The 22,614-nt window shown below is 57.7% G+C and carries 19 protein-coding genes; 11 read left to right on the top strand and 8 right to left on the bottom strand.

The features are described 5' to 3' along the window. Positions 1-21 precede the first annotated feature (21 nt). Positions 22-7,152: a DUF5979 domain-containing protein gene (locus Q0X47_RS01435; RefSeq protein WP_297721943.1), complete on the bottom strand. Its 7,131-nt coding sequence runs from the start codon at positions 7,150-7,152 to the stop codon at positions 22-24. Between the two features lie 468 nt (positions 7,153-7,620). Here Q0X47_RS01435 and Q0X47_RS01430 point away from each other — a divergent pair, with 468 nt between their 5' ends. The 3 genes from Q0X47_RS01430 to Q0X47_RS01420 are packed head-to-tail and all read left to right on the top strand — an operon-like array spanning position 7,621 to position 10,754. Beyond that, entirely contained in the window at positions 7,621-8,907 is a 1,287-nt protein-coding gene (locus tag Q0X47_RS01430; RefSeq protein ID WP_297721940.1) for an ABC transporter permease, read from the top strand. Further along, positions 8,904-10,112, top strand: coding sequence for an ABC transporter permease (locus tag Q0X47_RS01425; RefSeq protein WP_297721936.1), 1,209 nt, complete (start codon positions 8,904-8,906; stop codon positions 10,110-10,112). The genes Q0X47_RS01430 and Q0X47_RS01425 overlap by 4 nt, the downstream gene beginning before the upstream one ends. A gap of 9 nt (positions 10,113-10,121) precedes the next feature. Continuing rightward, positions 10,122-10,754 (top strand): ABC transporter ATP-binding protein, encoded by a 633-nt coding sequence (locus Q0X47_RS01420; protein ID WP_296178986.1) that lies wholly within the window; start codon positions 10,122-10,124, stop codon positions 10,752-10,754. 45 nt (positions 10,755-10,799) lie between these two features. Here Q0X47_RS01420 and Q0X47_RS01415 read toward each other — a convergent pair whose 3' ends face one another. Next, positions 10,800-12,188: a sodium-dependent transporter gene (locus Q0X47_RS01415; RefSeq protein WP_297721932.1), complete on the bottom strand. Its 1,389-nt coding sequence runs from the start codon at positions 12,186-12,188 to the stop codon at positions 10,800-10,802. 323 nt (positions 12,189-12,511) lie between these two features. Between Q0X47_RS01415 and Q0X47_RS01410 the strand changes: the two genes are divergently transcribed. The 3 genes from Q0X47_RS01410 (at position 12,512) to Q0X47_RS01400 (ending at position 14,416) form a co-directional block, all read left to right on the top strand. Continuing rightward, complete coding sequence (locus tag Q0X47_RS01410) at positions 12,512-13,483, top strand: diaminopimelate dehydrogenase (protein WP_297721929.1); 972 nt, start codon at positions 12,512-12,514, stop codon at positions 13,481-13,483. Positions 13,484-13,701: 218 nt separating this feature from the next. Then, complete coding sequence (locus tag Q0X47_RS01405; protein ID WP_004008105.1) at positions 13,702-13,986, top strand: HU family DNA-binding protein; 285 nt, start codon at positions 13,702-13,704, stop codon at positions 13,984-13,986. A gap of 121 nt (positions 13,987-14,107) precedes the next feature. Continuing rightward, entirely contained in the window at positions 14,108-14,416 is a 309-nt protein-coding gene (locus Q0X47_RS01400; protein ID WP_282921877.1) for a DUF3039 domain-containing protein, read from the top strand. Here Q0X47_RS01400 and Q0X47_RS01395 read toward each other — a convergent pair. Continuing rightward, entirely contained in the window at positions 14,413-15,750 is a 1,338-nt protein-coding gene (locus Q0X47_RS01395; protein ID WP_297721926.1) for a nicotinate phosphoribosyltransferase, read from the bottom strand. The genes Q0X47_RS01400 and Q0X47_RS01395 overlap by 4 nt on opposite strands. A gap of 150 nt (positions 15,751-15,900) precedes the next feature. Between Q0X47_RS01395 and Q0X47_RS01390 the strand changes: the two genes are divergently transcribed. The 4 genes from Q0X47_RS01390 (at position 15,901) to murI (ending at position 18,078) form a co-directional block, all read left to right on the top strand. Then, positions 15,901-16,041, top strand: coding sequence for a hypothetical protein (locus Q0X47_RS01390; protein WP_297721924.1), 141 nt, complete (start codon positions 15,901-15,903; stop codon positions 16,039-16,041). A 72-nt stretch (positions 16,042-16,113) separates the two neighbouring features. Beyond that, on the top strand, positions 16,114-16,416 hold the full coding sequence (gene clpS / locus Q0X47_RS01385) for an ATP-dependent Clp protease adapter ClpS (RefSeq protein WP_297721922.1): 303 nt from the start codon (positions 16,114-16,116) through the stop codon (positions 16,414-16,416). Between the two features lie 15 nt (positions 16,417-16,431). Further along, positions 16,432-17,250: a DUF2017 family protein gene (locus tag Q0X47_RS01380; protein WP_297721919.1), complete on the top strand. Its 819-nt coding sequence runs from the start codon at positions 16,432-16,434 to the stop codon at positions 17,248-17,250. Positions 17,251-17,268: 18 nt separating this feature from the next. After that, on the top strand, positions 17,269-18,078 hold the full coding sequence (gene murI, locus Q0X47_RS01375) for a glutamate racemase (protein WP_297721916.1): 810 nt from the start codon (positions 17,269-17,271) through the stop codon (positions 18,076-18,078). 18 nt (positions 18,079-18,096) lie between these two features. Here murI and Q0X47_RS01370 read toward each other — a convergent pair whose 3' ends face one another. The 5 genes from Q0X47_RS01370 to Q0X47_RS01350 form a co-directional block, all read right to left on the bottom strand. Beyond that, positions 18,097-18,261, bottom strand: a complete 165-nt coding sequence (locus Q0X47_RS01370) for a hypothetical protein (protein ID WP_296178977.1) — start codon at positions 18,259-18,261, stop codon at positions 18,097-18,099. A gap of 34 nt (positions 18,262-18,295) precedes the next feature. After that, positions 18,296-18,565 (bottom strand): hypothetical protein, encoded by a 270-nt coding sequence (locus Q0X47_RS01365; protein ID WP_297721913.1) that lies wholly within the window; start codon positions 18,563-18,565, stop codon positions 18,296-18,298. A gap of 220 nt (positions 18,566-18,785) precedes the next feature. Further along, entirely contained in the window at positions 18,786-19,481 is a 696-nt protein-coding gene (gene rdgB, locus Q0X47_RS01360; RefSeq protein ID WP_297721910.1) for an RdgB/HAM1 family non-canonical purine NTP pyrophosphatase, read from the bottom strand. Further along, positions 19,478-20,251 (bottom strand): ribonuclease PH, encoded by a 774-nt coding sequence (gene rph, locus Q0X47_RS01355; protein ID WP_297721906.1) that lies wholly within the window; start codon positions 20,249-20,251, stop codon positions 19,478-19,480. The genes rdgB and rph overlap by 4 nt, the downstream gene beginning before the upstream one ends. 12 nt (positions 20,252-20,263) lie before the next feature. Continuing rightward, entirely contained in the window at positions 20,264-21,481 is a 1,218-nt protein-coding gene (locus Q0X47_RS01350; RefSeq protein ID WP_297721903.1) for a PDZ domain-containing protein, read from the bottom strand. 18 nt (positions 21,482-21,499) lie between these two features. Between Q0X47_RS01350 and Q0X47_RS01345 the strand changes: the two genes are divergently transcribed. Next, on the top strand, positions 21,500-22,614 hold a 1,115-nt coding region (locus Q0X47_RS01345), incomplete at its 3' end, for a zinc-dependent metalloprotease (RefSeq protein WP_297721900.1).

The following is a 22,614-nucleotide window of genomic DNA, read 5'->3' as shown; positions in this document are numbered from 1 at the left end:
AACCTCATCTTCCTGTGTTAATTAGTGGTTTTCCTTGAGTAAAGTCTTGCGCCGGTAAGCCAGGGCGAGCCCGCCCGCCAGCATCAGCAGTCCGGTGATTTCAACCCAGAGTCGCGCCCCGCCGGTCTTGGGCAGGTACCCGGAAGAGACTTCCGCCACATCAATAGACCACGGCTGGGCATCGTTTGCGGGGGTCTTCACGGCAACCAGGCCCGAATGTGAGACATAGTCCGCCAGTTCTACCTTGAGGTCCTCACCAAAGTCGGTGTACGGGTCAAAATTGTTGTTTTTCTGGTGGTTTGTGGCGCTTACGGTAAACGGCCAGTAGGTCGGCAACATTTCACCCATACCGGACTTGCTTTCTTCCAGCACATAGCCACCGGGTGCCAGTGTGGCTGCGAATACGCCGGGTATTGTGTTACCGCTCGCGTCGGTTTGCTCGCTGACCTCGATGCGTTGATTCAAATCTGGCTGACCGTTCGTGTCGACGGGATAAATCTTAAAAATAGCCCCTTTATCGACTGGCTGTTGCTCCTTATCGACCTTGCGGACCTGGACTTTTGCCTTGTATCGATAAATCGTGTGCGGCACCACGCGCGGGTCGTCTCCGGCAGTCATCGTGAAACCAGTAACGGGTATCTTGGCGCGGGCCGCAGCCGACCATGCAATGCCGGAGCCATCGGCCTTGAGTACGTCGGTAAACGTCGGTTCGGTGCGGGGCGCCCCGGTGGCCGGGTCTATCAGCTGGTTTCGTGGCGGCGTCATCAGCGCGGTCAGGTGGGTCAGCCCCTCAGCCGCGAGGCCACTCAAATCTGCCGATGGCTCCTGGGGAACAATGGTGCAGGTTGAGCCGACTGGCACTATCGTGCTCGCCAACTGGGCCGCCTTGGCGTTGCCTACCTTGGCGGGGGTAACGCTGGTGTCTTCATGCTGCAATGGGCCCGAGCCGGGGGACGTGTAACCCGGCAGTGCCGGATAGTTACAGCTGTAGGTATAGCCATAGGTGGTGTCTGGCTGCAGATACTGCTTAGCGCGGTCGCCTTGCGGATAGGCCACCACTCCAATATCGGCCTTTTGCACCAGGTAGATATTCGTGAAAGTGATGGTGGTCTGATTTTGCCCCGTGGGGTCAAGGGTTACGCCTTTCGCGTTCCGATACTGCGTCAAATCCGATTTTGTGGCCTGGCATTGCTTATCCGGTTCGTCTTCGGTCGGGCAGGAGTATGAATAATTGTCCATATACTCGGGCTGGAACGTTTCCGCATGCACTTCCGTGCCGGGATTCGTGCCGCTTGACGACGTGACTTCGCTCCAGTCCGCGCCGAGCCGGTGACGCAAAGTCTTGTAGGCTCCAATCGGGTCAGTGCCGGCGTTGTCTAGCGTGAAAGCGCAGGTAGCCGTGGCGGGCAGGATATCTTCCTGAGCTCGCGTAATCTGAACAGCGTGACCGGAACTGCCCACGTCAACGGTGCCGGTATATGTCACCGGAGTACCCTCCTTGGCAGGAAGTACCGCCGGATTCCGCAGGTACGCATCGGTACAGGTGTATTTGACCTTGTATCCCGAAATGGTGAGCTTAGAGCCAACGTTTTCTTCATACGTGCTGGTGGTCGTTTTATCCACCAAGGCATTGACCCACAGATTTGCCTCGGGGCGAGTGTAGGTGTTCGTCAAATCAAACTCGGTGAAATTCTGGGTTGAGCCTTGAGCCGCCACGTAGTCGGGGTGCACGCGAAAGCCTTTCAAGATACCCTCGTTTTGAGCCGGCAACAGGTTCCCGTCCGCCTCGTGAGCCACGCCGCCCACGGTACCGCCGTTGACATCAACGGTGCCGAACAGGTCGTTAGTGCCGTCATACTTAGCCAGCTGGCCTTTCAAAGTTTCCAGGGGATTGTGGTCGTCAGCGGGAATGTCCGGGGTCAATATCGTGGGACTATCCGCGGGGTGGTTGTGCAGCTGATAGCCCACCGTAGCGTCGTAGGGTTCCGGCCGGGTCTGCGCGATGACACAGTTATAACCCACCGGCACAAACACGTCGGAGAGGTAGGTGGCGGTGTAGGGGTCAGGATCAGACGTACTGTGCTCCAGCTTCAGCGTAGTGTTATAGATAGCGGCGGCGTTACCCCCGTTGCCCTCAATCGGCGCTCCATTCGCCACCAGGGAGGGGGGCTTGCAATACAGACGCAGCGAAATCTCCTTGCCTGCGCCCAAGCGTTTCCCATTCCCGCCTATCGCGAGGTGAACCTTAACCTGGGTCTTTTTAAACGTGTAGTTGTTCCACGGCACCATCGTGCCCGCAAAGTTTTCCGGCAATGTCTTGGGCACAATCGGGTTGGTGGATCCGTCGGGATTGTCTTTATTCGACCAGAAATCGTTGTTCTTGGTTCCGGCATCGCGCGGCAGCTTCACCAGGGCAGTGGCTTTCGAGCCGGAGTCTCGGTAGCTACAAAGTTCGGTGCCTTTCGTTTCGCAGTTGGACACAATCGGTTCGCGAGAACGGAATCCGGGGGTTAGCTCCCAATAGTTATCCCACTTCGAATACTCACGCTCGGCTTTGGCCCGGTCCTCGGACACGGCGCAGACAGCGCCGGCGGGCAGGGCATCAATCGGGTGCCATTCACCTTGCTCGAACCGTCCCATCTTCATGCTCCGCTGGTCTGCCAAGTCAGCGAGCCGGTTGCTGAGGTCTTTGCCTAATGTGCCGGTAACGTCCTGTTTTTCCGCCATTGTGCGGGCAGCGGGTATCGGTATGTCCACCCCGTTGAGGCGACAAGAATAATCGACCTTGAACTGGTGGGATCCCGGAATCATCGACACGCCCTCGCCGCCGACCTTTTTCTTAAGGTTGAACGAGCCGAGCTGCATTCGGTAGGGAATGTGCAGAGCGAGACTGTTGGCATCAGCAGTATTCCCAGCCTGAGTTACCAGCTTGCCGATTAAACCGCTCTGGGTGGGGGCTGTTCCCGTATCGCCCACGGCGCTCCACGTAAAGTTCGCACCCGTGGCGGCATCGGCGCGGAGTGCCTTGCCGCTGGAATCCACCAGGTCAGCGCCGGGAATCTTGAATAGCGGCTGGTTGAGGTCAATCTGACAGTTCCAGCCCACCGGCACGGTGAGCGGGGCGGGCAGGTTCCAGTCGTTAGCGTTTACCGTGAAGTCGCCGGCAATCTTGTATTCGTCCGTGCCGCTGGTACACACCAGTTCGGCGCGCACCTTGTAACCCTCTACGGTCTCTTCCGTGCCGGTTCCGTTATCAGTTCTGTGCGTGAACAGGGGAGTCTTCCAAGCCTCAGGCACGTCAATGTTGGCGGCGGTCTTAGCATCGGCGGAAGTCTTCACCTCCGTGGAGGTCGAGAGCATCAGCTGTGTATATGCCACCGCATAGTCGTTAACAATGTTGATGTTCAAGGTACCGTCCGTCCCAGGGGAAGTAAACGTGAGTTTGGGATTGCCGGTATCGCCTGACGTATGCGTGGCGGGGCTGCCGTTTGAGGGCGTCATGGTGGTGGTGCGGGTCAGCTTGGCGTTATCTGTGGTGGCTTGGGTCAGGGTACACTGGGTGTTTGCGGGAATCTCTGGGTTCCCGGTCAGTTCTTCCACGGCCCCATCACGGTTCAAGGTAACGTTTAGGTCGCCCTTCCCACAGTTGATGGTGTATTTGTAATTGTCGGGCAGCAGCTGTTTCAAGGAGTTATAGGGCAAGGTCTCCGTAGAGGCAGTCGTCAGAGTGATAGCCCCCGCCACCTGCAGTTTATAGGTTGTGGTGATTTTCGCCGGAGTTCCGCTGGAATTCACTGTCGTAGTGGTGGGGTCCACCGTGGAGGTGGTAATGACTCGGTAGGCATCTGGATACAGCTTTTGCCCCGGGTGTTCGGGGTCCTCCGCCGAGGCTAACTTATCCAACCCCTGCACGGTGGTCTTAAAAGTGCAGGTTGTAGTGGCTGGCAGGGTGCCGAGGCTCACTGTGCCATCACCGGTAATGGTCTGGGTGATGACTTCCGGTTCGGTCACTCCCGGTTTCAGACAGGTTGCAGTGACGGTCTTATCAAGTCCCCGCAACGCATCTCGCAGGCTCGTGTAACGCACGTCATTCAGATTTTCATCAAATTCAGAAACGTGCTCGACTTTCTTCGTCGCAGTTTTATACTCAAATTTGGTATCGGTCGTGACCGGAACCGGGGTGGTGGTGTCCGTAATCGGACCGAAATTCTTTGGATCCGGCTTAGTGACGGTGATGGTGTTGGGTACCGTCACATCTTCTTCGGTAATGGTACAGGTGGCAGCGGCCGGGACCGTGACCGTAACGGGCACGTCCGCTTTCGCACTAAAACTCGCGGTGCCGGTAGGTATGTCCACGTCGCCTTGTTTACAGCTGAGGTTTTCCGTAAACGTTTGCTCCCGTCCCACTTGCTGCGCGTCCCCGCTGACGGTCTTGGTGAAAGTCATCTGCGCATTGTTCCGCACGATGTCCTGGGTCAAGGTAATCGATTTTTCGCCCTGAGAGTTAACCCAGAAATAGTTATTGGTGCACTTTTTCTCGGCAGGGTCCGTATCTTTCCAATTGCTGGCGCACACGTTGGAGGAGTAGCTGTCGGTGATGTTAAAGCCCGGTACGCTCCACGGGGTGGAGGTGGCTGTTCCCGGAGCGTCTTTCGGCGGCAGAGAGGTAAACAGGCAGTGCGTACCAACTGGCCAGATTGGAATGGTCTTGCCGTGTTCATCCAAAATCGGCTGATGGGTATTGGGGTCTCGCTTAATACCGAGTTCATAGAATTCGGTTCCGTCGGTGGGGACGTCGACCGCACCGAGTTCTACATACCCCGGCATCGCGGCGGCATTAGACTCAGGAATCTCCGGGGGACGGGTCGGGTCGCCCATATAGCGGCAGTTGTAGTACACCGGCACGGTCGAGTGCTTTTCCAAGGTGTTATAGGCCGGATCGTTACTGTTATTGGTAAATTTCACCCGCACTTTCACGGAGGCTTTCTTCGAAGTGAAAGTGGTCAGCGTTTCCAAGATGGATTTTTCCGCAGGGTCAGCTGAGGCAGGTTTCGTCAGATGCTCCCCGGAGGCCTTAAACCCGTAATGGTAATCTGTGGCGGGCGGTGCGGTTTCAGTAGTTTTGACCTCAAAGTATTGGGATTGGTCCAGCGTGTCGTCCACGGTCATCAGGTTGTCCCAGTCATCTTTCGTCCACTTATCGGTGCATCCCGCAGACTGATCCCTGCCGTAGCAGCGGTGCGGATACTTCACGGAACTGTTTACCTGGCATGTGGCGCCGACCGGCATACGTTTCACTTTGTCTGTTCCGGGAGTGCCGATAGGCATATCCGGGAAACTGTATTCGGTGTTTAGGATAATGTCGGGGTCGTCGGGGTTTTGTTTCTCCAACACCAACTTTTTGTTGCCCGTAACAAAAGGCGTGTCCTGGTTTTCAATCGCGTAGGGATCCTTACAGCTCCAGTTCACTTGAAACTGGGATTTCAGCACGTCGAAACGGATTTGCTCATTGCCGACTTTCACGGATTTTCGCAGCACGGATTCTTGCATGGGGCGGTGATAGAACCCGCACTTAATATAGGTGTACTTATCGAGGATGGCTTGTTCGAGGGAAATCCCGCCGCGGGTATTCGCACCCGTAGCATCTGCCGGGGCAAAAATAATCGGATCTGTGCGACTGGAGAAACCTACGCACCGGGCATTAGCCTCTTGGGGCAGTTTTTCCGGGGAGTATTTATCATCCGGCAGCCGGAGGCGGGTCAGGGCGTACTTTTCCTGATTTGGTCGAGGCACAATTTGCAGGCTGCGCTCACCCCTGGTGGGTTTTTCGACGATGCCATCCGTGCCGGTAGACAGTTTCCTGCCATCGATGATTTCAAATTCGGTATTCGCAATGGGGTGTTGAAACACCAGGTTTTCATCGACCGCGTCGGCTGTAATCTCCAGACCTTTATCTTTAAACAGGTAGTCCTCGACGGTGTCGGCGAACTTCCCGTCGCGCACGTGGTTGCAGCGTTGCTCAGCTAAGTCGTACGGTTTTCCCGTCGGTTCCGGAACACCGGGGAGGGGGACAAATTGGTTACAGGCTTTTCGGATTGCTTCTCGCTGGTCGGCATTTTTTGGATTGTTCGTTTTGTACCAAGCATCGTCTTTCCGGGGGTCTTGGAAGTGATACCAGTCGTAGTTCAGCAGGCCATTCGAGGTCTTTGTTCCGTAGCCGTTCACATTATGCTTGATGACGGTGATATTGCCGTCGGTTCTCTTAGCTAATTCGCTGAGGAAGGCTCTGCGTCGGCTATCGTTGTAATAGGACGGCCCCATAGCTAAAAAGTTCACGTGGGCGCCCTTTTTAGCGATAGCCGTGGCCTCAGCATAGGCCGCATTTTCGGCCTCATTCCTGTCCAACACCGCTCGGCATTTCTCATTGCTGGGATTGCCGTAGCAGAATCCCAGTCCGGTGGTGAACACGATGATGTTGTTATACAGGGGCTGCGTGGGGCGGCGGCCATATTGGGATTCGATTTCCTGCTCATAGGCATCCATATCTTCGCGAATTTGCTGTAGCCCCCATTGGAAGTTCGACCCGTCTTCGGCTCTCATTCGTTTGCCCTGTCCATCGGAGGCGTCCAGGGTGCGCAATTTGGCGATGACCTTATCAAAGCCATCTTTGTTTTCCAGGGAAGTGGCTTTCAGGTTCGGGGTGTTATTGGGGGACACGCCGTTGGCGGAACGGGCCCGGTGGAAAGTGTAGACCCCGACCGAGACCGGAGCGCCTTTCAGGTGATTCAGCATCTGAATGATCTGATTGGACTGATCAAAGTTGCGGTAGGGTTTGCCGTCTTTGTAACTGAAGTAGGCTCCGCCCATGGTTTCCCAGGCATAGCTTGGCTCGAAGTTAAACACCAAAGCAACGCGGTTATTGGTCAATTCGGGGGCGTGTCCGACATTGTCGGGGCGGGGGAAGTTCGTGGTAAACGGGTCGTTTGTCAAATCACCAATCGGACCGTAGTCCGGGGGAATGTTTGAGGTGTTCGTCGAAGCGTCGGCCGTGGCGGGTCGGACCATTAGCGTAACCAGCTGCACGGTGCCCACGATTAGGGCAAGCGTGGCGATAATAGCCAGCGCTTTCTGTATTATTACTCGGTTTATCATTGTCCCCACCCTGATTCGCCGTTGTTGTATTTTGTTCCTGTGTTCGTCCCCGAACGCCGGGTCCTGGTTTGCTTCTATATTCGCTACTCTCATCGGGGTATCGACCTGCACTTTTAGATTTTTCTGTGATTTCCCTCGACAATTTGAGGAAATTTTCAGGAAAACGGGACTTTTTGTGATGTTTCCGTGATTATTTCGTGCTAAAACGAGTCCTTGCCGGCTCGGAGATTCACCGGGACAAAGTGGTGCCCCAGTCTGAGGACGGATTGGCAGGTTACTACCCTGGTATGAGGTTTCGGGGGCGCGAGCGGGGCAGCAGTCGCTTATGCTTACTGAGCAAAGAAAACCACTGAGCTTACGCTAAACACCACGACAGGAGGGAATCTATTGTCGTTCGTAGGAAGATCCTGGCGATACGTCGCCCGGAAACGAATCAAAACCATCATCATTTTCGCTATATTCCTGGCGATGTCTACGGTGCTGATGTCCGCTAACGCGGTGTCCCGCGCTACTGACGCCACCGCGGCGGAAATCGATGCGAAAACCGGACAGGGTTTTGTGCTGGGGAACAATACCCAGTTCAACACGGGCACCCCGCGAGGTGCGGGGAACGTGAAGCCCGCGGACATTAAAAAACTTGCCGAGCTGGACGGGGTAGAGAACTACGTCGCCCGCCAGAACGTCACCGCTGACCTGGTGGAGGCGAAAGCCCAAAAGCTCGACCGTCAAGACTATGACGAAACGAAAGAAGCCCAGTTCGGCAACGCCGTGAACGTGTGGGGAGTCAACAACACCAAGATGGACAATAACTTCCGCTCCGGGGCGTTGAAGCTGGTGGCGGGCCGTCACCTGACCGCCCAGGACAAAAATAAATCCATCATCAACGAGGACTTGGCGAAAGCCAATCACCTGACTATCGGCAGCAAACTGAAACTCAAGGGCAACCCTTATGACGCCGATAACCAAAACCACTCGACTAATGAAGTCACCACCGAAATCGTCGGACTTGTGTCCGGTTCAAACGCCGACCGAGCGGTATCGCGCAACGAACTGTTCTCTAACACCGTGTTCACCGACCTGGACACGACCCGGACCCTGTACAACGTCACGCCCGCGACCGAAATCTATCAAGACGCGAACTTCTTTGTGAAAAAGGGCGCCAACTTTGACGACGTGGTGAAAGCCGCCGCCGCCAAAGACATCGATTGGCGCAGCTACCAGCTGAGCCGCTCGACCCAGTACCTCTCGGGCATCACCGGCGCGATTGACGGGGTCCGCAGCGTCATGAGCACCACCACGATTGCGACCTTTGTGCTGGCCGGAGCCATTTTGGCGCTGGTGTTGTGCCTGTGGCTCAACGAACGCAAGAAAGAGACAGGAACCCTGCTGTCAATGGGGGTGACGAAAGCGAGCATTATGGCGCAGTACGGCCTGGAGCTGATCTTTATCGCCGTCCCCGCTTTCGTCCTGTCTTTCTTCGGGGCGGGAATGCTGGCGCAGGGCATGGGCACCTCCGTGCTGTCCTCGGTCAACCACCAAGCCGCCCAAGAAATGGCGAAAGCCGGCCAGTTTGGGGCGGATATGGAATCTTCGGCGTCTATGAAGACCTTAGAGAAACTCACTGTTGACCTGAGCCTGGCCTCTGCTACTCAGGTTGCGGTCATGGTGCTGGTGCTGATTGCGATAGTCGTGGTCATCGCCTCCGTGCCGATGTTGCGCAAGAGCCCGCGCGCCCTGTTGGTGGATAACAAATGAACGGGGTGTGGTCACGATCTTGGCGTTCGGTCGTCCGTCGACCGCGGCGCAGCCTGCTGATGGTGGCGATTATCACCTTGGTGTTTACCGCCCTGGTGGCCCAGTCCGGGGTGAAGTCCACCATGTTGAGTGTGCGTGATGCCATTAGTTCCAACGTTTTGGCGGGGTTCACCGCCACCAGCCAAACCGGTCAGCTACCCGACCAGACCCGGAAACAACTGGCGGACCTGCCAGGGGTGAAACGCCACGCTTTTGAGGGCGAGGCGTGGGCAAAACCGGAGAACGCGACACTGGTCAGTGCCGCCGGGGGGATTCAGTTGGATCCCGAGTTCGGCGGGGATTTGCTGGGAATCAAAGGCACCAGCGATTCGTCGCTGAACCCGGAGTTCTTGGGGAAAATCTATACCCTGGAACAGGGCTCTCACATCGGTAAACCTGGTGTCGAGGCGATGATTCACCGCGACTTTGCCCAGAAAAATTCCCTGCACCTGGGAGACACCCTGGAACTGCGTCACGAAAACACCGTGGTGCGGCTAAAAATCGGGGGGATTTATTCCGGGAAAGCCGAAAACCCTACCGGCATGCCCTCGGGGAACTCGGAAAACCAGGTGTTCACAAACCTTGACGCCCTGCAAAAGCTCGGCGGTCAGGTCAGCACGGCCCGGTACTTCACCGAACGGGCCGACCAGCTGCCGAAAGTCCTGAAAGCGGCCCAGGCCACGGCTCCCAAGCTGAGCCTAGAAAACAACTCGGCGCAGTTCGCCGATGTCCTCCAAGCCATTTCCGGGGTCGACCAGATGCTGGGAATGCTGCTGTGGGGATTCTGCCTGGCCGGAGCCTTGGTATTGGCGCTGGTTGCGACATTCTGGGTGCGCTCGCGACTGCCCGAGATTGGTATCTTGCTGTCCCTGGGCAAGACGAAACTGGAGGTCGGGCTACAGTTCCTCCTGGAGGCGGTCCTGTTTGGGGCTATCGGCGCCGTGCTGGCAGTCATTCTGGGACGGTTGCTGTCAAACAGTTTGGGTCAGCTGGTGCTGGCCAAAGCCGGAAATGAGACGTTAGCGGCACTAACACCCGCCAACGGAATCGCGGGGAATGCGATGTCCCTGGGACTGGGTTTCCTGGTCATCATCATCGCGCTGGGGCTGGCGCTGTTCCCCATCATGCGTCAAACCCCGAAAACTATTCTTTCCAAGCTGAGTTAAGGAGAAAAAATGAGCATTTTACAGTTGGATCAAATCGATTACACCTACAAAGGGGCGGGGGCGAAAGTCCTGGATAACGTCAACTATGAGTTTGAGAAAGGCAAGTTCTATGCCATTCTGGGAGCCTCCGGGGCCGGCAAATCCACGATGTTGAGTTTACTGGCCGGACTCGACGCCCCGACCGCGGGCACGGTCCGTTTCGACGGCGAGGACATCGCGAAAAAGGGCTATTCCTACCATCGCAAGCACCAGATTTCCCTGGTGTTTCAAAACTACAACCTTATCGACTACCTGACTCCGTTAGAGAACCTGCGCCTGGTCAACTCGAAAGCCAGCACGGAGATGTTGGAAAAGCTGGGGTTGGACGCGAAAGAGGCGAAACGCAATGTCCTGTTGCTTTCCGGCGGCCAGCAACAGCGGGTCGCCATCGGGCGCGCCCTCGTGTCACAAGCGCCGGTCATTTTGGCTGACGAACCGACCGGCAACCTGGACGAGACGACCGCCGCGGGAGTGACCGAGATTCTGCAAAAGGCCGCTCACGAGGAGGACAAGTGCGTCATCGTGGTGACTCACTCGAAAGAGCTGGCCCGCAACGCCGACGTGACCCTGCGGCTGCAGCGGCGCAAACTGGTGGAGCTATAAAAGTTCTTGCCTCCGGTGAGTGACTCGCCGGAGGCAAAACTATATTTAGAAACTGATGACGCCAAACGTTTTCAACACGCTGGTGATAAAGATGGCCACCAACAGAATGGGAGCGATGAATTTAATCATCACGCTCCACAGCCCGGCGCTTTTGAACTCACCAGACAGACACACCTCGTCGATGAGGACTTTGGGCTGGCGTATCCAGCCAAAGAACAGGCACATCAGCAACCCGCCCAGCGGCATCATAACCGAGCTGGTCAGGAAGTCCAAGAGGTCCAGTATGGTCGAACCGGCTCCGAGCGGCTGAATGAACGACAGCGAGCTGTACCCCAAGGTCACGATGACTCCCGTGGCGCTGAGCACGATGACGGTGACCAACAGCGCCTGGCGCCGTTTCCATTCCAACGTGTCTTGCAGAATGGACACGCAGGCCTCGACCAGGGAAATCATGCTGGTCAGGGCCGCGAACATGACCAGCAGGAAAAACACGAAACCGATGACGGTGGCGATGCCACCAAACTTTTCAAACACCTTGGGAATAACCAAGAACATCAGGGACGGCCCCGAATTCTTGGCCACCTCGTCAGCGGAACCCAAGGTCGCGAACGTGGCGGGGATAATCATCAGCCCCGCCAACAGGCTGATTCCCAGCGTGGTGGCGGTCGTTTGGAAAGCCGAGGACGTAATCGAGACGTCCTTTTTCATGTAAGACCCGTAAGTGACCATCGTCGCCGCGGCCAGCGACAGACCAAAGAACGTCTGACCCAGGGCGGCGATGAGCAACTCTAGTGAAAACTTGGAAAAATCGGGGACCACAAAGTATTTCAGACCCTCCAGCGCGCCGGGCTGGGTCAAAGTAAAGATACCAATCAACAGCGAAACCAGAATCAGCGCCGGCATCATAATCAGGTTGGCTCGTTCCACCCCGCCGTTGACCCCCAGCGCCACGATGATGAACGTAATGGCCCCGAACAGCAACATGAACGCCACGGACTGGGGAGCGTCAGAGATGAACGCCCCGAAGTTTTCGCCCCCGTCAGCCAGCTCTTTCGTCATGCCGGCCGCATAGGCGAACATATAGCGGGTGACCCAGCCGCCGACCACGCCGTAAAACGAGGCGATGACGAAAGGAACCGCGGCGATAAACACGCCGATGAAACGATACTTTTTACCGAAAGACGTGAACGCCACGATGATGGATTCACCCGTTTTCCGTCCTAGTGAAATCTCTAAGACCAGCAGCGATACGCCCAGGGTCAGCATAAAGATAAAGAACACGAAGATAAACGTGCCCCCGCCGTAGTGCGCCGCCAGGTACGGGAAACGCCAGATCGTGCCCAGTCCGACCGCCGAACCGGCTGCCGCGAGGACGAAACCTAGTTTTCCTGACCACGAAGCTCTTTGCTCGGGGACCACACTGACATCAACCAAAATAATCTTCCTTTTTGTTCTCTCGGTTTTCGGAGGGGGGCAGTCGGCGCCGTTTCGGGTCACGAAACCGGACCGGAGCTATCTCCGCAGAAAATCTTACATTCCAAACCCGCAAAGACCGTATTTTGGATTTCGCCAAGGTGTGGAGGGGTTTAGTCGAGGGACGTGGGGGGTCGGGGGCGGTACCGGTATGGTCGCGGCGTGGATGGGCGCACTAGCCCAGTGCGGCGGGCGGCGTGTCACGTATTGATACGCCAGCTTGCAGGGAATATGCCCGATTTGTAGGATAATCGAAAAATTGTTTCTGAAAGTTAGGTAAATCAATGCAGCGCGTAGCAATTAACGGTTATGGAAATTTGGGACGCGGTGTCGAAAAAGCTCTGGAGCTCGCCCCGGACCTGGAGCTGGCGGCGGTGTTTACCCGCCGTGATCCCCAGTCGGTGAATACCTTCGGCGCGCCGGTGGCCAGTGTGAATGAGATGCCCGATTACGCCGACGACATCGATGTTTGCATCAACTGCGGCGGTTCGGCCACGGACTTGATGGAACAGGGAGTCGCGACCAGCCAGTGGTTTCACACCGTGGATTCCTTTGACACCCACGCGCGCATTCCCGAATATTTTTCCCGCATTGAGGCGGCGGCCCAGGCCGCGGGACACTGCGCCATCATCAGCTGCGGCTGGGATCCGGGGCTGTTTTCCATGTTGCGCGTGCTGGGCGACGCCGTTTTGCCACAAGGGCGCACCACTACGTTTTGGGGGCGCGGGGTGTCACAAGGGCACTCCGACGCGATTCGTCGTCTGGATGGGGTAGTGGATGCGCGCCAATACACCGTTCCGGTTCCCGAAACTGTGGCGGCGGTGCAGGCGGGGCGTGCCGGGGAACTCAGCGCTCGCCAGATGCACACCCGCGAATGTTTCGTGGTGGCCGCGCCTGGGGCGGATAGGGCCCGAATCGAAGCGGAAATCAAAGCCATGCCTAACTATTTCGCCGACTATGACACGACCGTGACTTTCATCACCGCGGCGGAAATGGCGCAAAACCACAGCGGAATGCCCCACGCCGGTCAGGTTATTCGCACCGGTACGACCTCGCCGCAGGTACGCCAATCCCTAACATTTCACCTAGAACTTGACTCCAACCCCGAGTTCACCGGCTCCGTGCTGGTGGCGGCCGCGCGGGCGTGCACCCGGAAAGCCGCGCGGGGTGAAACCGGGGCGTTTACCATGCTGGACGTGACCCTCAGCGACTTGTCCCCGCGTGACCCCGAGCAGTTGCGCCGCGAAATGCTGTAGGGGAGGTGTGCGGTGCCGACCCGACCTTGTGCAGTGTGGTCGAGGCAAAAAACGTGGTACTTTTGTGACCGGTGTGAAATAAGTGAATTTGAAGCGGAAAAAACCGCGGAAAATTCGCGAATTGTTTGCTAACTCGCTGACAAATGCGCTAAATTTGCGTAGTCTCTAATGGAGGATTTCACCAAAGTGAAATCGACGATCTATCCGAAAGGAATCACATGTCTGTGAATCGTACTGAACTTGTTGCTGAGATTGCTAAGAAGGCCGGCCTGTCCAAGACCGAAGCTGACGGTGCTCTGTCCGCCTTCCAGGAAATCCTGATTGACTCCCTTAAGAAGGGCGAAACTGTCAAGGTAACCGGTCTGATGAACGTGGAGCGCGTGTCTCGTGCCGCCCGCACCGGCCGCAACCCCCGCACCGGCGAAGAAATCAAGATCCCCGCTGGTTACGGCGTTAAGATTTCTGCTGGCTCCACCCTTAAGAAGGCTGTGTCCAACAAGTAATCGACTCATCTCGTACAAAGCGGCCGCCCCAGTGGCGGCCGGCTTTGTTTTTAGCGCGGTGACTCGGGTCGGTCCGCTCCCCGCAACAGCTCAGGCTTGCCAGGGCGGTTACAATGGTGGCATGAGCGAAACAACTGCGGGCCAACCCCTGACTCAAGGCGGCACGGCGGTGCTGGAACGCACCGAAACCGAGCTGAAACGCAACCCTGGTGACAACGAACGTTACGCCCACTACGTGCGCAAAGACCGGATTACTGCCTCGGCGGTGACCGGCCAGGCCGTCATCGCCCTGTGCGGCAAAGTCTGGGTGCCGATGCGTGACCCCAAGAATTTCCCGATTTGCCCGGCGTGCAAAGAAATCATGAAATCCATGAACGGGGACCACAACGGCCAACCCGGCTGGCCTTTCTTTGGCGGCTCTGACAGTTAGAGATCTACGTATTCCGTGGGGATAGCCACTTCGCCCTCGCTCAGGCGCCACGCCTGATAAGGCAGCTCGTTACGGCTTTCGATGTGGCGCTGCTGGGCGCGCTGCAGGGCCTCGGGGCCCATCCAAGTTTTGTCAATAGTCCCGCCGACCACGAAGTCCTGTTGCAGTGGGCGGGCCTCGCGGCTGGCGAAGTATTCCGTGGCGGCCTCTCGGTTCGGGGCCGTGACCAGCAGTTCAGTCGTGGCGGTGTGATCCTCAATAGCGCGTCCCGCCCACTTCAGTCCGCCCCGAGTCGATTTCTCAACCGAGCGTTTCGCTACCGGTTCCAGGTTTCCGTTCGCGTCCTCGCGGGCGACCAGCTTGTAAACCAGGGAGGCGGTGGGAATCCCCGAACCGGTCACCAGTCGAGTGCCCACCCCGTAGGAATCGACCGGCGCCGCCCCCAAACCGGCAATAGCGTATTCGTCCAGGTCGTTTGTCACCGTAATCTTGGTGGAAGTCGCCCCCAAGTCGTCCAGCTGCTGGCGGACCTTGAAAGCGCCCGCCACCAGGTCACCCGAATCCAAACGGACCGCGCCCAGTTCCCCGCCGGCGGCTCGGGCAATCCGCACCGCTTTTTCGACCGCTGCGGTCACGTCGTACGTGTCTACCAGCAGCGTTGTGTCCGGCCCCATCGACTCAATCTGAGCGGTGAAAGCGGCTTCTTCGTCCTCGAACAGCAGGGTAAAGGCGTGGGCGGCGGTGCCGATAGCGCGAATCCCGTAACGCTTGCCGGCTTCCAAAACAGACGTGCCTTGGAAACCGCCGATTTGCGCGGCACGAGCCGCGGAAACAGCTGCCCGCTCATGCACCCGGCGCGCCCCCATATCCAGACAGGGCCGACCGTGAGCGGCGATGGTCATGCGGGACGCTGCTGACGCCACCGCGCAGTCGAAGTTCAAAATCGACAGCAGGTAGGTCTCCAACAGGCAGGCTTCGGCAAAAGTTCCGCGCACCGTCAAAATCGGCGAGTTGACCATGAAAACTTCGCCCTCGGGATAGCCGAAAATGTCGCCGGAAAACTCGTAATTCTCCAGGAACTTGATTGTATTCGGCCCGACGATTTTGTGATCCGACAGGTACTTTAGCTGGGAGTCGTCAAAACGAAATCGCTTGAGCCCCTCCAAAATCCGCGCGACTCCGGCCATCACCAGGAACCGCCGGGAGGCGGGAAAACGCCGGGTGAAAATCTCGAACACGCATTGGCGCTGGCCCATCCCGTGTTCCAAAGCGGAGTCAACCATGGTCAGCTCATACATATCGGTCAGCAAGGAAGTCGTTTCGCGCGTATTCATAGGTATAACTATAGTCGCGCCCGCCGGCTTTTCCGTTTTCGCTCGAATGCTCCCCGTCCCTCAGCGCGTTTGCCTGCCGCATGAGTGGGGTTCAGCCAAATCCGGTTCGTCTCGGCGCGGCGGCGCGGCGCGAGCCGGTAACATAAAGCTATGAGCAACGCTTCTCGTAAAAACGTAGTTCCCCGCGTTTCTAATGCGCACAAGCTCGGCAGCGGCCGGGTGACCAGGGTCGTTGTCGCCCTCCTGGTGGTGCTGCTCCTGGCCGGTCTGGTCGGTTTGCTGGTGCTCTAGGATAGACCCCTGCTTTTTGCTTCGAGGCGCGGTAATCCTGCGCGCCAGGTGGAAAACCTTTAACCTTAAAACGTGAGTTTTGTCGAACCCGGTACCGAGTATGCTCCGTCTCCGGTCGCCCAGCTGGACCGGGTACTTCCCGGCCAGTGGAACACGGTGGTGTGGAACGACGCCGTGAACCTGATGAGCTATGTGACGTGGGTGTTTAAGACCTATTTCGGGTACTCTCACGAGCGCGCTGAGCGGCTGATGAAAGAAGTTCACTTTAACGGTCGGGCGGTAGTTAGCGCCGGAACTCGTGAACAGATGGAGGCCGACGTGTTGGCGATGAGCGAATACGGACTGTGGGCGACGCTCGAACAGGAAGCCGATTGAGGGGAGCCGGACACGATGCATGCATTTGCAGCGCTGAGCGCGCCTTCAGAAGGGTGGTTCAGCAGGGTTGAGCCGCATGAGGCGGTCTTGCTGGCGGGGATTTTCGAGGAACTGGCTGATGCCATGGAGGCCGAAGAAAAACGCGACGTCCTGGACATGATGGGGGTGGACCTCGATCCGAACTCCCCGAAAGAACACACCCTCATGTTTGAGAAGCTGTTGGGGGTGGACACGGTTTCTTCCATCACTGCCCGCCGTGAGATGCACAGCGAGGGCGAGGACTCGGAGGCGGAAACCGACCCTGAACAGCCCCGCGAACACACTTCTGAACCCGTCCAGCGAGGAAATACCGGCTTTGAACCGAACTCCCGGGGCGTGACCGACGACCAAACCTTGGCGGCGCTGGATTTTGACCCCCTGGGGCCGCGTCCGTGCCCGGCGAACCCCTACATTGCAGCGATTTTGCGCCCGATGAGCCAAGACCCGGAAGAGGCGGCGGAACTGCGCGCCTTGACCACCCCGGACTTGGCGGCGAAAAAGGCCGCCTCCATGCGAGTCGTCGCCGATAGCCTGCGGTGGGCCGCGAACGGCAACGGTGCCGTGGTGGTGAAACCACAGACGTTGAAAGTGTGGGTCACTGCCATCAACGATGCGCGACTGGCGCTGGGGTGGTCCTTGGACATCGATAACGACACCAGAGCCGAAGAGGTCGAGATGATGGCCGAGTCCGACCCGGAGGCCGGAGTTTACACGGCTTACGAAATCACCATCGCCAGCATCTATAATGCTTTGTCATGGTGGCTAGAAACGCTGATGCTGGCTGTGGATGGCTGAAACGCGAAGGATTTGAGAGTGAATAACGCACCCATTGGGATTTTTGATTCCGGGCTGGGCGGGCTGACCGTGGCTCGTTCCATCATCGACCAGTTGCCCGGAGAATCTGTGATTTATATCGGGGATACCGCCAACAGCCCTTACGGCACCAAACCTGTCGAGAAAGTCAAGGAACTGTCCTTGAACGTAATGGACAAACTGGTGGAGCGCGGAGTAAAGATGCTGGTCATCGCCTGTAACACGGCGTCGGCAACGGCGGTGTTTGCGGCGCGTTCAAAGTATGATGCCCTGGGGATTCCCGTCCTGGAGGTTATCTCGCCCGCCGTGCATCGCGCCGTTTCTGCCACGCGAAACGGACATATCGGGGTCATCGCCACCCACACCACTATTGAAACCGAAACCTATCAGCGCGCCCTGCATGCTTACCAACAAGTGCAGGTCAGCGCGAAAGCTTGCCCGGCATTCGTGGACTTTGTGGAACGCGGTATCACCTCGGGGCCGGAACTGTTGGCGGTGGCGCGGGAATACCTGGAACCGGTACGTGCAGACGGGGTGGACACCCTGGTGTTGGGTTGCACCCACTATCCGCTGCTCTCCGGTGTCATCAGCTACGTTATGGGTCCGGAGGTGACCCTGGTTTCCTCGGCGGAAGAAACCGCCCACGACGTCTATCGTCAGCTGTTGGACAAGGACTGGTTGAATACGGGGGACCGCGCGGGCACGCCGAACCCCCGCTACCAGTTCCTGGCAACGGGGGACACGCAAACCTTCACGCGGCTGGCTCGCAGATTCTTGGGACCGGAGGTCACTGCGGTAGAGCGCGTGTGAGAATCAAATTACTGGCCCTTAGGCGTAAACGTCGAGGCCGCCTTGCGGGTTCATGACCTTTAGCGCCGCGGCTGCCGTAGCAGCTTTCGTCGCGGTGGCTGTCTGAGCGGCGACCGCGTTAATCATCAGGGCTTTCATCGTTTCTGCGTCCATAATCGGCGCAGCACCTGAAATCGGGTTCATGGCTCCATCCTTTCCTTAGTAACTCGGATAACCGTCACAGCATGACATCGAGGTGTGAATTCGATGACTTGTAGGTGTGGGGCAAATCCGCGTGGGTCGGTTGCGAGGGGCCAACAACGGGCTTGAACTCGGCAACATTGCCGTTCAACGCACCGTGAGTGCCAGTAGCCGCGGCCTCGGTTTTCGAGGTATTCGAGATGGGCTCCGGCTTGTCTGCTTTCGCGCTCGGCTCCGGGGCAGGACGCGTGAAAGCCTGATTTGTCAATGCGGGGTTTAGAGCCCCGATTACATCAGTCGAAAGCATAATTTCCTCCTGAAACTCTGGCGAAGTTTAAACGACTCCGCGAGGGCAATCCTTTGCCCTCACTAATTATTGTGCCATCTCGCCCCGCTAAAGGCCAGACTTCGAGGAAAAATCAAAGAAAAATTCGCTGTCCTCACAGGCTACTTTCAGACTTTGTCAGGACAATTGGGGTGCTTTTCGTTACCGACTTTCGTGCCCGGCGCCCATTCGAGCGGCGCTGTTACCGGGTGAGCCGGGTGCGAATCCCCAGTATGGCTTCGAGCTGCGGAGCTATCTGAATGAAAGCTTTGGCGCGGTGCGAAATCGCGTTCTTGGCGTCATTGCTGAGTTCACCATTGGTGACCTTTTGGCCGTCCGCGATAAAAATCGGGTCGTATCCGAAACCGTTTTTGCCTTTCGGCTCTCTCACCAGGCGTCCGCCCATAACCCCGTTTCCCAGGTATGTTCCGCCTCCCGGGACCAGCAGCACCGCGGCACAGATGAAAGCCGCCGTGCGGTAGGAATCGTCCATGTCCTGCAGCTGGTTCAACAAAAGTTCCAGGTTGGCCCGGTCATCCCCGTGATGTCCGCACCATCGAGCCGAGAAAATTCCGGGGGCGCCGCCCAAAATGTCTACGCTCAAACCGGAATCGTCAGCCAGAATCGGTACGTCCACCAGATTGGCCAGGGCGCGCGCCTTAATCAGGGCGTTAGCGGAAAACGAGGTACCGTCCTCGCGAGGCTCAGGAGCCCCCAACGTGCCCGCGGCGACAATCCCTCCCGGACGCAGGCTCGGCACCAAGGGACGCAAAATCTCTTCAACTTCCTGAACCTTGTGGGCATTGCCCGTCGCCATCACCACCTGCGCCTCCGGCGGCAGTTCCAGTTTCTGAGCGTCCTTATCACGCAAATCCGGTACAGAAGTCAAAATACTCACGCAATTACTCCATCTTTTAGTGTCAACACCGCTCCGGGCGCACTGTCTACCGCCGCGCGCTGCAGCCGAGTCAAATCGCGGCACCCGGCCTGAGCCAGGTCCAGCAAAGCGTCCAGCTCGGCGCGGCTAAACGGTGCGCCTTCCGCGGTTCCCTGCACCTCCACCAGACTTCCTGAGCCGGTCATCACCACGTTCATGTCTGTTTCGGCACGAGAATCTTCCTCGTAGGGCAAATCCAGGCGGGGAGTGGAATCAATGATGCCTACCGAAATGGCACAAACCGAGTCGCGCGTGGGATTGCCAGGAATGAAACCGTTGTCCTTACCCACGGCGATAGCGCGTTGAAGCGCAATCCAAGCCCCGGTAATCGAGGCGGTGCGAGTGCCCCCATCGGCCTGCAAAACGTCGCAGTCTATCGCAATCGTGTTTTCACCTAGCGCGGCGTAATCCACTGAGGCGCGCAGTGCCCGTCCAATGAGCCGGGAAATCTCTGAGGTACGCCCGCTGATTTTTCCTTTCACGGACTCGCGGGTATTGCGGGTATCGGTCGCGCGGGGCAACATGGCGTACTCAGCCGTGACCCATCCCAAGCCGGAGTCCTTGCGCCACCGGGGAACCCCCTCTGTCAGGCTGGCCGAACACAGCACTCGGGTGTTCCCGCAAGACACTAACACGCAGCCTTCTGGGGCGCTGACCCAATCCATGTGTAAAGTCACTTCGCGGAGCTGGTCCGCCCGACGGCCGTCCGCTCGCTCAATCTTTTCTGTCATATTCTCAGTCTATTATTTCTGGGTCGGGAGGGCGCATTGGGGCAGGTCAGAGATCTTTCCGTCGCGAATCTTTTGCACGGTGTCCAGCGCCTCGGAAAACGTCGCGATTTTCGCGACCCGCAACCCTTTCGGGATGTTGCCCACAACTTCGTTGCAGTTTTCTGCCGGAGCTAGGAAAAACTTGGCTCCGTCAGCTTTCGCCCCCGCCATCTTTTGCTCAATTCCGCTGATAGGGCCGACTTTGCCGGCCAGGTCAATAGTTCCGGTTCCGGCAATGACCGATTTTCCGGTCAAGTGTTCGGGGGTGAGCTGCTCCACTATACCCAGGGCGAACATGGTGCCTGCGGAGGGACCGCCCACGTCTTTAAGGTGAAAAGTGATGTCGAGGGGGACGTCCACGTCAGAAGCCAAATAGATGCTGAGCTGCGAGCCTTTCCCGGTTTTGCCTTTCGCTAACTTTACCGGAGCAGTTTTCATACTCACCGTCTGGGCTGCGCCGTTGCGGATGATACCGAGTTCAACAGTGTCGCCGCCCGGCACCCCCTTCAAGAATTTGCGCAAGTCCTCAACAGTGTGGACACTCACCGGGGTTTGCCCGGGTCGGGAAATGGTTTGCACCACGTCTTTCTTACGCAAAATGCCGGCCGCGGGCGAGCCTTTGGCAATCTCGGCGACAGACCAGGTGATATTGACGTCATAACCCAAGGTTTCCAACGCCACCGCCTCAGCGGAGAGCTGGGATTGATCCATCTGTTGTACGCCGAGTTTCTTAATGTCTTTGCTGGAGACGTTGCGGGGATAGACCATGTCCTCGGGCAAGATGGTGGTATTTGGGCTAAACACCGCCACAATCAGGTCCCAACCGCTGACCATTGAGCCCGGTCCGCCCAGGGAAGACACCGTAGTCATGCGCAGCTGCCCGTTGTTGTCCGGATAGGTTTTCGCGCCTTTCACTTCGATGAGGGGGGTTTGCTTAGAGTCCTTACCCAGCACGTCAAAGGTCGGTCCCGGATAGTTGATGACCACGGGGTAGGAATAGATGAACAGGAAATACACCCCCAGGACGATGAGGGCAAAGCTCAGGACCCAGCGGCTCAAAGACCATCGGGAGCGGGTACGAGTGGGTGCGTCAGCAGGGGATTCCGGCGGTGTATCAGTTCCAGATTCGGGCGTCAGCGAAACTTCGGGTACAGGCGTATCCGTTCCCTTATTCAGCGCATCGGTGTTCATCACGGTTACTATAGTCTCATGGATGAAAGTGAGATGCCTGACTGGGCTGAGATGCTGCGCCAGGTCTTTGGCGAGGAAAAAGCCCGCGAGATGGAGGAAAAGCTCCGTTCCGGCACCCCATTCTCGGCGTTTTCCGGCGGGGAAGGGGTTTTTGCTTTCCCGCTGCAGTCCTTGCTGTCCAGTTCCGATGAGCCGGTGAACTGGGACTTGGCGCGTATGACTGCCTTGGGGCGTCTGGGTGGAGCAACCCAGGTAGTGACCGCCGCAGACGCCGACCGGGTGCGTCAAGTTTTGTCTGAAGCGAACTTGCGCCTTGACCCGGTCACCTCGCTCACCCCGCCGCCCGCCAGCTATACCGCCCTATCTGCGCCGAAGTGGCTAGACGCCTCGTCTGAAGTCTGGAAAATCTTGGTTACCCCGGTGGCTGCCAAAACGTCTGAGTCAATGAAACAGGCGCTGTCTGCGCATATAGCGGACGGCGACCTGCACGTCGAGATTTCTTCCGGCCCGCCCGAACTGCAAAATCTGATGGGGTTGTTTTCTAAGGACGGCGACCCGGCGTCGCTGAACCTGGATTCCTTGCTGGGGGTTTTGAGTTCCAACCTGTTCGGGCTGCAGTTTGGCCAAGCTTGGGGGACCTTGGCGGCCGAGAGTTTCGGCTCGACCGACATCGGACTGCCGATTGGAGAGGCGAACCAAGCGGCGATAGTGCTAGAAAACGTGGAAAAGTTCGCTGCCGACATCAGCCTGGATGTCGAGCCGGTGTTGACTTTCCTGGCGACTCGCGAGGCCGCCTACGTGCGGCTTTATCACGCCGTGCCGTGGCTGCGGATGCATGTCACCAAGGCGATTGAGGACTACGCCCGGGACATCAGCTTCGATTTGCAGGCGATGGAGTCGGCCATGCAGGGTCTGAACCCGATGGATCAAGACGCCCTGCACAAACTCATCGCGCAAGGCGTGCTGACTCCCAGCCAGACCAATAACCAAACCGCCGCGAAACAAAGCCTGGAAACCCTGCTGGCGATTATGGAAGGTTGGGTCGACATGGTGACTACGCGCTGCCTGGCAGGGACGTTACCCCAGATGGGAGCCTTGCGAGAGATGATGAATCGGCGCCGCGCCACCGGAGG

It is taken from the genome of uncultured Mobiluncus sp., from assembly GCF_947254095.1.
Taxonomy (GTDB): Bacteria; Actinomycetota; Actinomycetes; order Actinomycetales; family Actinomycetaceae; genus Mobiluncus.
Note: the sequence above shows the minus strand (reverse complement) of the source record. Positions and strands in the feature narration are given on the sequence as shown.